General features: G+C 61.0%; 15 protein-coding genes. 12 read left to right on the forward strand and 3 right to left on the reverse strand.

Annotation, left to right across the window (positions count from 1 at the left end):
• From ACYVDE_RS05345 to ACYVDE_RS05390, 10 genes are all read left to right on the forward strand, one after another.
• Positions 1–246: hypothetical protein (locus ACYVDE_RS05345; protein WP_460500435.1), on the forward strand; the 246-nt coding region annotated here is incomplete at its 5' end.
• A gap of 222 nt (positions 247–468) precedes the next feature.
• Positions 469–1,275 carry an enoyl-CoA hydratase/isomerase family protein gene (locus ACYVDE_RS05350; protein WP_460500436.1) on the forward strand — a complete coding sequence of 269 codons (807 nt, stop codon included), beginning with the start codon at positions 469–471 and terminating at the stop codon, positions 1,273–1,275.
• Positions 1,276–1,413: 138 nt separating this feature from the next.
• The gene (locus tag ACYVDE_RS05355; protein ID WP_460500437.1) at positions 1,414–1,923 is read left to right on the forward strand and encodes a sterol desaturase family protein; all 510 of its coding nucleotides are present in this window, start codon (positions 1,414–1,416) and stop codon (positions 1,921–1,923) included.
• 53 nt (positions 1,924–1,976) lie between these two features.
• Positions 1,977–2,876, forward strand: a complete 900-nt coding sequence (locus ACYVDE_RS05360) for a MerR family transcriptional regulator (RefSeq protein ID WP_460500438.1) — start codon at positions 1,977–1,979, stop codon at positions 2,874–2,876.
• A gap of 232 nt (positions 2,877–3,108) precedes the next feature.
• Positions 3,109–3,663 (forward strand): sigma-70 family RNA polymerase sigma factor, encoded by a 555-nt coding sequence (locus tag ACYVDE_RS05365; protein ID WP_460500439.1) that lies wholly within the window; start codon positions 3,109–3,111, stop codon positions 3,661–3,663.
• A gap of 169 nt (positions 3,664–3,832) precedes the next feature.
• On the forward strand, positions 3,833–5,338 hold the full coding sequence (locus ACYVDE_RS05370) for a phytoene desaturase family protein (RefSeq protein ID WP_460500451.1): 1,506 nt from the start codon (positions 3,833–3,835) through the stop codon (positions 5,336–5,338).
• A gap of 92 nt (positions 5,339–5,430) precedes the next feature.
• The gene (locus tag ACYVDE_RS05375) at positions 5,431–6,273 is read left to right on the forward strand and encodes a phytoene/squalene synthase family protein (protein WP_460500440.1); all 843 of its coding nucleotides are present in this window, start codon (positions 5,431–5,433) and stop codon (positions 6,271–6,273) included.
• A 206-nt stretch (positions 6,274–6,479) separates the two neighbouring features.
• Positions 6,480–6,953 (forward strand): hypothetical protein, encoded by a 474-nt coding sequence (locus tag ACYVDE_RS05380; protein WP_460500441.1) that lies wholly within the window; start codon positions 6,480–6,482, stop codon positions 6,951–6,953.
• 185 nt (positions 6,954–7,138) lie between these two features.
• Entirely contained in the window at positions 7,139–7,990 is an 852-nt protein-coding gene (locus ACYVDE_RS05385; protein ID WP_460500442.1) for a 4-hydroxy-3-methylbut-2-enyl diphosphate reductase, read from the forward strand.
• Positions 7,991–7,997: 7 nt separating this feature from the next.
• Positions 7,998–8,726: a fatty acid desaturase family protein gene (locus ACYVDE_RS05390; protein WP_460500443.1), complete on the forward strand. Its 729-nt coding sequence runs from the start codon at positions 7,998–8,000 to the stop codon at positions 8,724–8,726.
• A 177-nt stretch (positions 8,727–8,903) separates the two neighbouring features.
• Here ACYVDE_RS05390 and ACYVDE_RS05395 read toward each other — a convergent pair whose 3' ends face one another.
• The 3 genes from ACYVDE_RS05395 to ACYVDE_RS05405 all read right to left on the reverse strand — a co-directional run bounded on the left by ACYVDE_RS05395 (position 8,904) and on the right by ACYVDE_RS05405 (position 12,308).
• Positions 8,904–9,284, reverse strand: coding sequence for a heavy-metal-associated domain-containing protein (locus ACYVDE_RS05395; RefSeq protein ID WP_460500444.1), 381 nt, complete (start codon positions 9,282–9,284; stop codon positions 8,904–8,906).
• Between the two features lie 88 nt (positions 9,285–9,372).
• Positions 9,373–11,718, reverse strand: a complete 2,346-nt coding sequence (locus ACYVDE_RS05400; RefSeq protein ID WP_460500446.1) for a TonB-dependent receptor — start codon at positions 11,716–11,718, stop codon at positions 9,373–9,375.
• A gap of 146 nt (positions 11,719–11,864) precedes the next feature.
• Positions 11,865–12,308 (reverse strand): hypothetical protein, encoded by a 444-nt coding sequence (locus ACYVDE_RS05405; RefSeq protein ID WP_460500448.1) that lies wholly within the window; start codon positions 12,306–12,308, stop codon positions 11,865–11,867.
• A gap of 333 nt (positions 12,309–12,641) precedes the next feature.
• Between ACYVDE_RS05405 and mraZ the strand changes: the two genes are divergently transcribed.
• Entirely contained in the window at positions 12,642–13,115 is a 474-nt protein-coding gene (mraZ, locus tag ACYVDE_RS05410) for a division/cell wall cluster transcriptional repressor MraZ (protein WP_460500449.1), read from the forward strand.
• Positions 13,112–13,424 (forward strand): 16S rRNA (cytosine(1402)-N(4))-methyltransferase (mraW, locus tag ACYVDE_RS05415; RefSeq protein WP_460500450.1); only part of this gene is annotated, 313 nt, incomplete at its 3' end. The genes mraZ and mraW, both read left to right, overlap by 4 nt.

A 13,424-nucleotide genomic window follows, 5' to 3' on the forward strand; every position in this document is an offset into this window, starting at 1 on the left:
AACCGTGTCGCGTCGGCCACGCAGCCTACGCCCGTCGATGTGCTGGTGCTGCGCCGCAACGCCCGCATCAAGCCCGCAACCGTGGCCGCCGTATTCGGCCCGCAGGCGCGGGTGGTGTTCGATTCGAGCTGCAAAATCTGGTACGTGGCCCGGCAGGATTCGCTGCTGCGCGCCGCCGGTTTCCGCACCTGGGACGTGACCGCGCAGGGCGCGTTCATCTGCGCGCCGCCGCTGGCCCGGCGCTGAGATAGGCCGTGGCGGGCAACGGGCGGCTGGTATCTTTCGAGTAGAGCTTGCGCGGCCAACGGACGGGTTGTCAGCTGGTTTCGGCGGCCCGGCCGGGGCGTTGGCCGAACCGGGCAGACCATCCGCCCGTTTTTTGCGTTAATTGCCGCAGTGCCTGCCACCATTTCGCCGCGGGCGGCATCCTTGCTTAAACCATCCAGCCGCGCCGCTCCCCCGACCCTCATGGACAACCTGCTTACGCCCGAACTCGAAGCCCTCCGCTACATTCAGTATGATGTGGAGGAGCGCATCGGCTACATCACCCTCAACCGCCCCGACAAGCGCAACGCCCTGAATGCCGACGTGGTAACCGAGCTGAAACAGGCGTTTGAGTTCGCCGAGAACGACGAGTCGGCCAAGGTTATCGTGCTGCGCGCCGCCGGCGACGTGTTCTGCGCCGGGGCCGACCTCGCCTACATTCAGGACCTGCAGGGCTTCGGCTACACCGATAACCTGGAGGACAGCACGCACCTCATGCAGCTTTTTCACCAGATTTACACGCTTAAGAAGCTGGTAATCGGGCAGGTGCAGGGCCACGCGCTGGCCGGCGGCTGCGGCCTGGCCGCCATCTGCGACCTCACCTTCGCCGTGCCCGAAGCCAAGTTTGGCTACACCGAAGTGAAAATCGGCTTCATCCCGGCCATCGTGAGCGTGTTTCTGGTGCGCAAAATCGGCGAGGCCCGTACCAAGCAACTGCTTCTGAGCGGCGATGTGGTGCCCGCCCAAACGGCCCTCAACATGGGCCTTGTCAACTTCCTCGTTTCCAAGGAAGAGTTGGCCGACAAGGTGCGCGCCTACGCCCAGCGCCTGTGCCGCGAAAACTCGGGCCAGAGCATGGAAGTCACCAAAGAAATGCTGGCCCGCCTGCCCGAGATGGGCCTGGAAGAAGGCCTGCGCTACGCTGCCCAGCGCAACGCCGAGGCCCGCGGCTCCGACGACTGCCGCCGTGGCATCGCCGCCTTCCTCAACAAGGAAAAGCTGGTGTGGTAAGCGGCCTTGGGCTGTAGTGCGGCCCACAGGCCAGTCTAAAAAGTAGTAACTTGAACGCCGCTTTGGGCCGTATTAGGCTCGAAGCGGCGTTTTTACATTTCCGGCAAACAACTTTTTCTTCGCACGGGTTACTTCGGCATGAATGCACTGGCTGCTATCGGCATCACCCTCGCCACGTTCGGGTTCATGGAATTCTGGGCATGGTTCATGCACAAGTTTGTGCAGCACGGGCCGCTGTGGTTCCTGCACCGCTCGCACCACGTGCGCCACCCGCACCCGGTAGAGCGCAACGACCTGTTCTTCCTGATTTACGGGGCGATTTCGGCGGCGCTGTTCATCACCGGCGACAATGGCGGGCGCTGGTGGTTTTGGGTGGGCGTGGGCATTGCCTGCTACGGCACGGTGTATTTCTTCGTGCACGACGTGCTGATTCACGGCCGTCTGCGCTTCTGGAAAAAGTCGCAGAATACGTATCTGCGCGCCCTCAATATGGCCCACAAAACCCACCACAAAACCACCGGCCGCGACGGCTCAGCCGAGTTTGGCCTACTGTGGGTGTCGCCGAAATACTTGGAGCTGGCGCGCAAAAAGCAATTAAAAATTAGTAGAGAGAAAATTAAAAACGAGCCCAGAGCAGCAGAGTTCTAACAAAGACTTTTGCTAATTTTTAATTCTCAATTCATAATTTTTAATTCAAAGCAATGGGCCATTTCTCCATCAGCGACTTAGAGCAGCTTTCGGGCATCAAGGCGCACACCATTCGGATGTGGGAACAGCGCTACGGCCTGCTGCGCCCGGTGCGCACGGCCACCAACATTCGCACGTACTGCAACGATGACCTGCGTCGCCTACTGAATGTGAGCACGTTGTGCAGCCGGGGCAAGCGCATTTCGCAGGTGGCCCGCCTCAGCGATGCCGAGATTCAGGCCGCCGTGCTGGCCTGCTGCAACGACGCCCACGACTACCACCAGCAGGTGAATGCCCTGCTGGCCGCCATGCTCAGCTTCGATGAGCAGCGCCTCAACTACCTGTTCACCGAAGCCGCCGAACAGCTGGGCTTTGAGAAGATGATGCTGTTCGTAGCCTACCCGCTGCTACAGCGCATTGGGCTGATGTGGCTGGCCGGCACCGTGAACCCGGCGCAGGAGCACCTGCTGGCCCACCTGCTGCGCCAGAAGCTGCTCGCCGCCACCGATGCCCTGCCCAACGTGCCCAGTTCGGCGCGGCGCTGGGTGCTGTTTTTGCCGGCCAATGAGCTGCACGAACTGGCCCTGCTGTTCATGAACTACACCCTGCGCGCCCGCGGCCAGCACACCCTCTACCTGGGCCAGAACCTGCCCGTGGAGGAATTGCGCGCGGTGTGCGAAACTTACCAGCCCGATGCCGTGGTGTCGGTGCTCACCTCACAGCCCGAGCGGGGGCGGGTGGCCGAATTTGCCCGCGAAGTGTCGGCCAGCTGTGGCGACAAGCTGGTGGTGCTCTACGGACAGCTGGCCCGGCAGGAGGGGCTGGAGTTGCCCAAAAACTGCGTTTCGCCGGTTTTGATGACCGATTTTCTGGCCTTGGTGGCCGAGCAGGAGCCCGAAACAGTGGCGGCCTGAAGCGGATTGCAATCCTTTTTGGCGTGAGCCGCGTACCTGCAGGCAAAAACTTCACAAAAGCATCACGGGAATTTCGCAAGTTTGGTCGGCTCAGAATCCAGCCTGGCCGTACATTGATGTAGCTACAGCGAAAAGGTAGGCGTGCCGAATAAAATACTTTCAGCCCTTAGTAGTCGGAATGGCGGCCGGCTCGTATATTTGTTTAACAAACGGTCACGAAAAGCTAAACAGCATGACTTCGCTCGAATTCACCTCGCAAGTGCAGAAAATTTCGCTGACGCTCCGGCCCGCCGCCATGAACTTGACGCGAGACGCTGACGACGCCAAAGATTTAGTGCAGGAAACCCTCCTCAAGGCCCTGCTCAACAAGGACAAGTTCAAGGCGGGCACCAACCTGAAGGCATGGTTGTATACCATCATGCGCAACACCTTCATTAACAATTACAATAAGATTACCAAACGCAGCTCCAACATTGATTCGACGGAGTATTTTCAATATTTTAATACTGACCAGAACTACATCACCCACAACGGTGCCACGTCTGATTTCGTGGTGCGCGACATCAACGAGGCCATTTCCAGCCTCGGCACCGACTACCGCACGCCGTTCATGATGTACTACATCGGCTACAAGTACATGGAGATTGCCGAGAAGCTGCAAATCCCCATTGGCACCGTGAAAAACCGCATTCACATTGCCCGCAAAGACCTCAAAGCCGCCCTGCAGGTGTACGCGCCGGTAGGGGCCTCGGCCACCGGCGACGCCGCCGATACGCTGGAAGACTAACGCCGCCGCCTCTGGCGCGGTGGCCGCCGGCCCTGCTGCTGCATTTGCGGCGCTGGGCCGGCGGTTTCTTTTTTGGCGTACTTCGCTTTTTCATTTACTTCGTTTCCTGCTGCCTTTGTCCGCTTCCACCGCCGCCGCCACCGTCGTTACTACCGCTGTCAATGCGGCCATTCACGCCGCCACCCATCCGGCGGCGGGCGCACCTAAGCAGGCCGTCGTTATCGGGGCCGGCTTTGCGGGCTTGGCCGCTGCTACATCACTGGCTCAGGCCGGCTGGCGAGTTACGATTCTGGAGAAAAACGAAGGGCCCGGCGGCCGGGCGCGGGTGTTTCATGCCGAAGGCTTCACCTTCGACATGGGCCCGAGCTGGTACTGGATGCCCGACGTGTTTGAGAAATACTTCGCCCGCTTCGGCAAGAAGGTAGCCGATTATTACGAGCTGGTGCGCCTCGACCCCTCATACCAGGTGATTTTCCGCGGGCCGGAAGCCGTGGACATTCCGGCGAAGATGAGCGAACTGCGTGCCCTGTTCGAGCACTACGAGCCCGGCAGCGCCGCCCGCCTCGACGAGTTTCTGAAGCAGGCCGCTTACAAATATGAGGTGGGCATCAACCGGCTGGTGTACGCACCGAGCCGCTCGGTTTTCGAGTTTGCCGACCCGAAGCTACTGGTGGATATGGTGCGGATGGACGTGCTGCAAAGCATGCACAAGCATGTGCGCAAGTTCTTCAAAGACCCGCGCCTGCTGGAACTAGTGGAGTTTCCCATTCTCTTCCTCGGCGCGACTTCAGAAAATACGCCCGCGCTGTACTCGCTGATGAACTACGCTGACTTGGCGCTGGGCACTTGGTACCCGAAAGGAGGGATGCACCAGATTGTGCGGGGCATGGTGCGCCTGGCCGAGGAGCTGGGCGTAAAAATTGAATACAACCAGGAAGTGACGGAGATTGAGGTCGAGAACGGCCGCAGTACCGGCGTGCGCACCGCCCGCGGCTTCCACGCCGCCGATGTGGTGGTAGCCGGGGCCGACTACCACCACATCGAGCAGGAAGTGTTGAAGCCGAAGTTTCGTCACTACGATGCAAAGTACTGGGATTCACGCGTAATGGCGCCGTCGAGCTTGCTGTTTTACCTCGGCGTGAACCGCAAGCTCGACAAGCTGCGCCACCACAACCTGTTCTTCGACGAAGACCTGAACCAGCACGCCCGCGAGATTTACGAGCAGCCGCAGTGGCCCACGCGCCCGCTCTACTACGCCTCGGTGCCCAGCAAAACCGACCCCACCGTAGCCCCCGCAGGCCAGGAAAACCTGTTCCTGCTCATCCCGGTAGCCCCCGGCCTGCCCGACGACGAGGCCACCCGCGAACGCTACTACGACCTGCTGATGGACCGGCTCGAAAAGCACTGCGGCCACCCCATCCGCGAGCATGTGGTGTTCAAGCGTAGCTACGCCCACCGCGACTTTATGGCCGACTACCACAGCTTCAAGGGCAACGCTTATGGCCTTGCCAATACGCTGAAACAGACTGCCATCCTGAAGCCTACGCTGAAGAGCAAAAAAGTGGCAAATTTGTACTTCACAGGCCAGCTCACCGTGCCCGGCCCGGGCGTACCGCCCTCGCTCATTTCGGGCCAGGTAGTAGCGGGCGAGGTTTTAAAGGAGTTTGAGTGTTAAATGCTAGATGATGAGTGAGGCGGTCAGACCTTACTGGCTTTTCTTCACTCAAACCCATTCAAAACTCAACAATCAAAACTCAGCACTCCTTCGTGGACCACGTTAAACTCTTCACCGACACCAGCCTAGCGTGCAGCAAGCTCATCACGGGGCGCTACAGCACTTCGTTCACGCTGGGTATTCGCACGCTCGACGAACGGCTGCACCTGCCGGTGTATGCCGTGTATGGCTTCGTGCGCTGGGCCGATGAAATCGTGGACACCTTTCACGAACACGATAAGGCCGCCCTGCTGGCCGACTTCCGCCGCCAGACCTACGAGGCGCTGGACATGGGGCTGAGTTTCAATCCGGTGCTGCACGCGTTTCAGGCCGTGGTGCGCCGCTACGGGATTGACCGTGAGTTTATTGAGGCCTTTCTGCACAGCATGGCCCTCGATTTGGAAGACCAGAGCTACCACCCCGACCTGTACAACGAGTACATCTACGGCTCGGCCGAAGTGGTGGGACTGATGTGCCTGCGCATTTTCTGCGACGGCGACGATGCTCAGTTTGAGCGGCTGCGTGGGCCAGCCTGCCGGTTGGGCGCGGCGTTTCAGAAGGTGAATTTCCTGCGCGATATCCGCTCCGACTACGAGGACCGGGGCCGCGTGTACTTTCCCGGCGTGGTGTATTCGCGCTTCAACGACACCACCAAAGCCGAGATTGAGGCCGACATCAAGGCCGATTTTGAGGCGGCCTACGTGGGCATTCAGCAGCTGCCGCGCTCGGCCAGGCTGGGCGTGTACCTGGCGTATGTATACTACCTCAAGCTGTTCTACAAAATCCGGAAACTGCCCGCCGCGCGCATCCTCGGCGAGCGCGTGCGCGTACCCGACAATACCAAGCTGCTACTGCTGCTGGGCTCGTACTTCCGCTACCGGCTGGCGCGCATCTAGCGCGGCTTTTGGGCCCGGCTTTTGCTGACGGCGGGTTGCGTTTTGGCCTCGTGCCTTAATTTTGCGCCTCTATGCGAACTCTCAGAGTTTTATTCTTTGCGGCGATGTTGGGGCTGAGCGCATCGTCATCGGCCGCCGGATGGTGCCACAACAGCGGCCATTTCGCGGCGGCTTGCCCCTTTCTTCTCCCATTATCGCTTCATTCCGTGTCTGCTTCCCCGTACCACCCCGCCAACCTGCGCCGCCACTACGAGCAGGCCGCCGCCGACAAATCGGCTGGTGAAAAATTCTACAAGCTGCTGGCCGACTACAACGACCGCGACGGCTTGGTACTGGCCTACAAGGGCGCTTCCGAAGCCATTCGCGCCCGCGACGCTTCGATGTTCAACAAGCTCACCTACGTGCAGGACGCCGCCAAAACTTTCGAGAAAGCTGTCAGCATCGACCCGCAAAACCCCGAAATCCGCTTCCTGCGCTTTTCGGTGGAGAGCAACCTGCCGCCCTTCCTCGGCCTGAGCAAGCACGTGGATGAGGACAAAGAGCTGTTGCTCAATGCCGCCCTCAGCCACCCCAAATCGGGCCTCGACGCGGAAGCTTTCCGCACGATGCGCAGCTTTCTGGTTGACCGTGGCCACGTGAGCGAAGGCGACGCCCAGAAGCTGAATAAGCTGAAAGAATAGCCTGCCGACGGCAATACTCGGGTTTTGGACGCACCCGGCAAATGTGTTTTTCGGGGGCGTCCGAAGCTGAAGCTTTGCCGGTATTGCCGCCTAATGGCAACGGAATTAGCGGCGGGTAATGTATTTTCGGCCACTCGGGCAATTTTCCGCAACCTTGCAGCCGGGTTGCCGGTTACCGAGGTCCTATGCCGAACCTGTCGCTCAGCGTCCGAATTGACCCTAACTCCGGCTTTTGCTTTGGCGTGATTTACGCCATTCAAATGGCCGAAGACCTGCTCGATGAGCAAGGTTACCTCTATTGCCTGGGCGATATCGTGCACAACGACGAAGAAGTGCAGCGCCTCGAAGCTCGCGGCCTGCGCATCATCTGCCACGAGCGGCTAGCCGAGCTGCGCGACGAAGCCGTGCTCATTCGGGCCCACGGTGAGCCCCCGGCAACCTACCAGATGGCCTTGGAAAACAATCTGACCCTGATTGACGCCAGCTGCCCGGTGGTATTGAAGTTGCAAAACCGCATCAAATCCAGCTACGACCGCAAGGAGAAGATTTTCATCTACGGCAAGCACGGCCACGCCGAAGTGCTGGGCCTGCTGGGCCAGACCGGCGGCGACGCGGTAGTATTCGAGAACCTCGACGAGCTGTTGCGCCACGAGCTGCCCGAAAACATCACGCTCTACAGCCAGACTACCAAGAGCACCAGTAGCTTCTACAACATCAAGGACCAGCTCGAAACCCGCGGCTACCAGGTGAATGCCAACGACACCATCTGCCGGCAGGTGAGCAACCGCGACAAGGACCTGCGCCGCTTCGCCGCGCAGTACGACCAGATTGTATTCGTATCAGGCACCAAAAGCTCCAACGGCAAGGTGCTGTACCAGGTGTGCAAGGAAACCAACCCGCAAACGCACTTCATCTCCAACGTGGCTGAAATCGATGCGACCTGGTTTCAGCCGGGGCAGTCGGTGGGCATCTGCGGGGCCACCAGTACGCCCATGTGGCTGATGGAACAGGTGCGCGAGCGGCTGCTGGCTTTATAGTTTCGGCGTGAATTCTACGGCAGCCATCCCCGCGACAAGGGTAGCCCCCGCGCCCATTGGCACCACAGGCGTAGCCATTGGCGGGCTGATAGTGGTGCTGTGGGCTGCGCTGCTGGGCTTTCTGCTGGCGCGCTACCAGCCCGACTGGCACTCGCCCGCACCCTACCTGCTGGTGCTGCTGCAAACCCACCTCTACACCGGCCTGTTCATTACCGCGCACGATGCCATGCACGGCGTGGTGAGCCCGAATAAACGTTTGAACAATACGCTGGGCACGCTGGCCGCCGGGTTGTTTGCCTTCAACTGGTTTCCGGGCATGCTGGCCAAGCACCATGCTCACCACCGCCACGTTGGCACCCACGACGACCCCGATTTCCACGACGGCCGCCACCCGGGCTTTCTGCCCTGGTTCGTGCGCTTCGCCTGGAACTACGTGACCTGGTGGCAGATACTGCTGATGGCCGCCACTTATAACGTGCTCAAGCTATTCTTTCCGCAGGCCAACGTCATCGCCTTCTGGATGATACCGGCTATTCTGGGAACCTTGCAGTTGTTCTTCTTCGGTACCTACCTGCCGCACCGCGGCGAGCACGCGCCCGACAACGTGCACCGGTCGCGCAGCCAGTTTCGGCACCATCTGTGGGCGTTTGTGAGCTGCTATTTCTTTGGATATCACTATGAGCACCACGACCAACCGTATTTGCCGTGGTGGCGGCTGTGGCGGGCCAAGGCGTAACTATCCAAACCGCAGATTTAATGGATTGAGCAGATTGCACGGATTCGCGCGTTTGTGTATGATGCTTAATGTTCTCCAGAAACGAAAAGGCCCGCTGTGAAGCGGGCCTTTTTGCTTTGTTGAAACGACTGGTCGAATCTGTGCAATCTGCTCAATCCGTTAAATCTGCGGTTTAGACTAATGGACGGCGTTGGTTTTCTTGCAGCAGTCGGGCAGGCGGTTGTAGGCGCGGGCATCGGCGGTGAGCTCGTCGGCGTCGTAGCCGGTTTTCTGCACGGCGGTACGCAGGGCCGCGGGCGTGGTTTTGTCGGCCTTGTAGGTTACCGTCAGCACTTTGGTAGGCACGTCGAGTACGGCGCTTTGCACGCCCTTCTCATAGGCCAGGCTCTTTTCGATTCGGGCTTTGCACATGTCGCACACGGCCGAAGTTTTGAATTGGGCGGTGGCTGTGCCTTTGGTAGCGGCCTGCACAGCAGCGGGCGCGGTTTGGGCCTGGGCGGCAGGGGCGAGGCTGAACAAGGTGAGTAGCGAGAGCGAAAGCGGGAGGAGGAATTTCATAATCAGGAGTTGAAGGCGAGTGACGACAGCTTAACAAAATTGCTGCCGGAAAAATTGATTTTGCAATAAGCCGAAGCTTGTCAAGGAATTACTCAATGCGGAAGCGCAGGCCCGCATAGGTCAGCCGGCCGTAGACCGGTCCCCATACCATCGCGGCATCGAACGTGGGCCCAAACGGGTTGGCCGCGCCTTCGATGGGATTAGGCTGGCGGTAGTTGGTGAGGTTCTCCACGCCCACGTACACTTCCAGCCGCTTAAAAGCCCGGGTAAGTTGCGTGTTCAGAAGCGCGTAGCGCGGCGCAGTTTCGGGCGCGTAGTCCTGGGCCGCGCCGTGGGCGTGTGCGCTGCTGATGTGCGCCAACGCCCGCTCGCCAAACCACTGCACCGTGAAATCGGCCCGCCACTTATCGAAGGCGCTGGCGTAGCCCAGGTTCAGGAAGGCGCGGTGCGCGGGGGTGAGGGGCTTGGGCAACAGTTGGTTGTCGTAGGTGGTGCGCACGTCCAAGTATTTGTATGCGCCCTTCACTTGCAGGCCTTTCAGCGGCTCCACCTGAAGCTCGGCTTGCAGGCTGCGGGCGAAGGAGCGGCCGCCGGGCTGCAGGTTATTGATGTAGATGAGACTGGGCGCGGTGTACATATCGGCCACTACCTGGTTCGAGAATTCGGTGTGGTAATAGTCGACGATGAACGTGGCCGGGTGGCCCAGCGCCGTGAAGTACTGGGTGGCGCTGCCGCCTACGTTCCACGCTTTTTCGGGCCGCAGGTTGGGGCCGATGACGAACTCGCGGGCGCTGGCCAGCATGGCGGCGTTGTCGGCAATGGGGTTGGCGACGCGGAAGCCGCTGCCGGCGGCGGCGCGCAGTACCGTATTCTTCAGCACGTCGTACTTCACATTCAGGCGGGGCGTGAACTGCCAGCCGTAGAGGTTGTGATGGTCGGCGCGCAGGCCGGCTACCACGGTCAGGTTGCGGCTATTTTGATAGGTGTACTCGGCGAAGGCGCCGGGCACCAGCTCGCGGCGGGTGCGGTGCTCGCGGGCTTCCACGTCGGCCGGGGTGTCGGTGAGGTAGCTGCGGCCGGCGGTCAGGCGCTCGTCGTAGTTGTCGTACAGAAAGCTCAGGCCGGTACGATACACGTGCGCCGTGTTACCCAAGGCGCTCTGAAACAGCAGAGTGGCCTGGCCGGTACGCTGGGTGCCGTCATAAGCCCGCGAGGTGCGGTTGGTGACGAAGTAGTTCGGCTCGCTCGGGTTGTGGTCGGTGTGCAGCGTCTGGTAGCCGAAGGAGTAGCGCGAGGTGAAATCGTGGTCGGTGCCCGTGAGCAGCAGGCCCAGGCTCTGGAAGGGGCGCGACGGCCAGGTGTAAGAGGTTTTAGCGTAGCCGGTGTAGCGGGTGGTGGCCTGCGTGGTGCCGTAGTTCTGGGTGAAGGCGACCGCGCCGGTATCGCGGAAATCGAGCTGGCCGCCCTGGCGGGTTTCGCGCAGCGCGCCCACGCCTACCTCGCTCACAATGCCGTGCCCCGAGATGTACTTCCACTTATTGAAGGCGTTGAACTGCGTAGCCAGCGGCAAATCCAGAAAGCCGTCCTTGTTGCGGTCGACGCGGTTGCCGAGGTGGTCGGTATGCAGCAGCAGCACCGTGCTCCACTTCGGACTGATGCGGGCCGAAGTATTGAGGTTCACGTCGAATTTGCCGAGGTCGTTGACGTAGGCGTTGAACAGCAGCTGGTCCGTCTTTTCCGGCTCCTTCAGCTTCACGTTCACCTGCCCCGACAAGGCCTCGTAACCGTTCACCACCGAGCCCGTGCCTTTGATGATTTCGATGTTTTCAATCCAGGGCCCGGCCAGGTAGCCTAGGCGGTAGGGGGCGGCCAGGCCGCGCAGGGCCGGCTGGTTGTCCACGGTCAGCAGCGAGTAGCTGCCATCGAGCCCGAGCAACTGAATCTGCTTCGCGCCCGACACGGCATCCGAAGTCGTGACTTCTACCGAGGCATTGGTTTCGAAGCTCTCGGCCAGGTTGCAGCAGGCCGACTTGGTGAGGTCGCGGCTCGAAATCATCTGCACGTTGGCCGGCGTGAGGGAGGAGTAGGCCGGAGCGCGGTCCGTCACCACTACTTCGCCCAGCTCGGCCCCGGCGCGCAGGGCCACCCGCAGGTAAGGTGCGCCACTCACCGGCACGGCCAGCGTATCGGGCCGATAGCCCAGGGCCTGCACCACCAGCCGCGAGGCCGCCCGCGCCGGCCGCACCAGCACGAAGCGCCCGCCCTCATCCGAAGTAGCCGTGATAACGGGGGCGCCCGCGTCGGGCGCATCGTAGAGCCAGCGCAGTACCGCACCGGGTAGGGGAGTGGCTTTGCCGGCTTCCGTGACTTCGCCGCGCACCGGCGCAATGGCCGACGACTGCGCCACTGCCCGGGCTGCGGGCAGCAGGGCCACGAGCAAAGCAGGCGCCAGAAAACGCGGAATGATTCCGCTGATAGGTTTCATATAATCTGGAAGTTAAGCATTTCTGATGAATTGCCGCGTTAAGTTTTCGCAGCAGGGTCTTCGGCCGCTGACGCAGCGAGAAGATTCAGAAAAACCTAGACTTCCAGGGTGCACACAAACGTCAGCAACGCCCGCCCACCAAGGGGCGGGGGCGAGGCATCGGCCGCAAACCAGCGCGGCCCGGCCGCTACTGCCGACGCGGTTACTGCGCCGGAAGCCGGCCAGCCATTGGCTGGTAGCGTGGCCACCAGCGTCGGCACCGGCACCAGAATTTTGGCGGCCAGCTCGTGCGCCGGACTGCTCAGCTTGTGTTCCTGCTTGCTGAAATCGCAGCAGCCATCCTTGGCTTGCGGGGTGGTAGGCGCCAACTCACCCAGGCAGCCGCGCAGCTTGGTGTGCCCACCTACCGACACGGCCACGGTGCTCGTCCCGCTCATGCGGCAGGTCAGGCGCTGCACCGTGAGGCCCACCGAGGTGATGAGCACGAGCACGGCCAGCAACAGGCTGACGAGGCGACGGAACCGGGAATGAGGACGCATAACTACCACAAAGGTACGGCGGGCAGCGGGTAGCGCAGCGTGCGGAATCTGGTCCGGGCAGGTGCAACATCGTGGTGGGTTCACCTCACCCCCGGCTTCTATCACGCGGAAAGGGTGCGGGGGAGGTGAACCCGCCTGTCATTCTGTCAAACAGCTCCTCGTCCGAACTGCGTACAAAGGTTTGCGCGTGTCCATGCCATCAAAAACCGCATTTAAACGCATTTAAGCGGGTTTTGCATTTGTGGTAGGAAATGGTAAATCGTGGTTGGTTTTCCGTGGGGTTCCCGTACATTTGCTATTATCGCCGCTTGCTCACCCGGCGAAATTGTGCCCATGAACCTGCTCTCCGGCGAATACGAATGCAAGCTCGACCCCAAGGGGCGGCTGGTGTTGCCGGCCAAGGTGAAAGGCAACCTGCCCGACGAATCGGGCAACCAGCTGGTGCTGGTGCGCGGCTTTGAGCCCTGCCTGGTGCTGTATCCGCGGGCGGCCTGGCGCGTCATCCACGAGAAGGTGATGGCGCTCGACGAGTTCAATGAGGAGTATCGGCAGTTTCAGCGCAACTTTTTCCGGGGCATGACGGAGGTAGAGCTCGACAGTATCAACCGCTTTATGCTGCCGCGCACCATGTTGCGTTACGCGGGTATCGAAAAAGAGGCCATCATCGTGGGCCTGGGCAACCGCTGCGAAATCTGGGACCCGGCCCGCTACGACGAGTTTCTTATCAAAGACCAGCAGAGCTTCAGCAAGCTGGCACAGAAGTTTTTATCCGTTGAAACCCCGCCGCTCGCCGGCCTGGCCGCATGAGCATGACCGAATACGATAACGACCAGGCCTACCACCGCCCCGTGATGCTGGCCCAGTGCCTCGCCGCCATGGACCTGCAGCCCGACGGCCGCTACGTGGACGTAACCTTCGGCGGAGGCGGCCACTCGGCCCGCATTCTTGAGCGACTTACCACCGGCCACCTCTACAGCTTCGACCAGGACGCCGACGCTGAGGCCGAAGCCGCTAAGCTGGCCCGCCCGCAGTTCACCTTCATCAAGGCCAACTTCCGCGACCTGGCGGCCGAGCTGCAGCAGGCCGGCGCGCTGCCCGTGGATGCGCTGCTGGCCG

The organism is Hymenobacter agri, from assembly GCF_054778495.1.

Coding starts and splice junctions, on each gene's coding strand:
- ACYVDE_RS05350 (WP_460500436.1), top strand. CDS start 469: ATGGACAACCTGCTTACGCCCGAACTCGAAGCCCTCCGCTACATTCAG.
- ACYVDE_RS05355 (WP_460500437.1), top strand. CDS start 1,414: ATGAATGCACTGGCTGCTATCGGCATCACCCTCGCCACGTTCGGGTTC.
- ACYVDE_RS05360 (WP_460500438.1), top strand. CDS start 1,977: ATGGGCCATTTCTCCATCAGCGACTTAGAGCAGCTTTCGGGCATCAAG.
- ACYVDE_RS05365 (WP_460500439.1), top strand. CDS start 3,109: ATGACTTCGCTCGAATTCACCTCGCAAGTGCAGAAAATTTCGCTGACG.
- ACYVDE_RS05385 (WP_460500442.1), top strand. CDS start 7,139: ATGCCGAACCTGTCGCTCAGCGTCCGAATTGACCCTAACTCCGGCTTT.
- ACYVDE_RS05395 (WP_460500444.1), bottom strand. CDS start 9,284: ATGAAATTCCTCCTCCCGCTTTCGCTCTCGCTACTCACCTTGTTCAGC.
- ACYVDE_RS05405 (WP_460500448.1), bottom strand. CDS start 12,308: ATGCGTCCTCATTCCCGGTTCCGTCGCCTCGTCAGCCTGTTGCTGGCC.
- mraZ (WP_460500449.1), top strand. CDS start 12,642: ATGAACCTGCTCTCCGGCGAATACGAATGCAAGCTCGACCCCAAGGGG.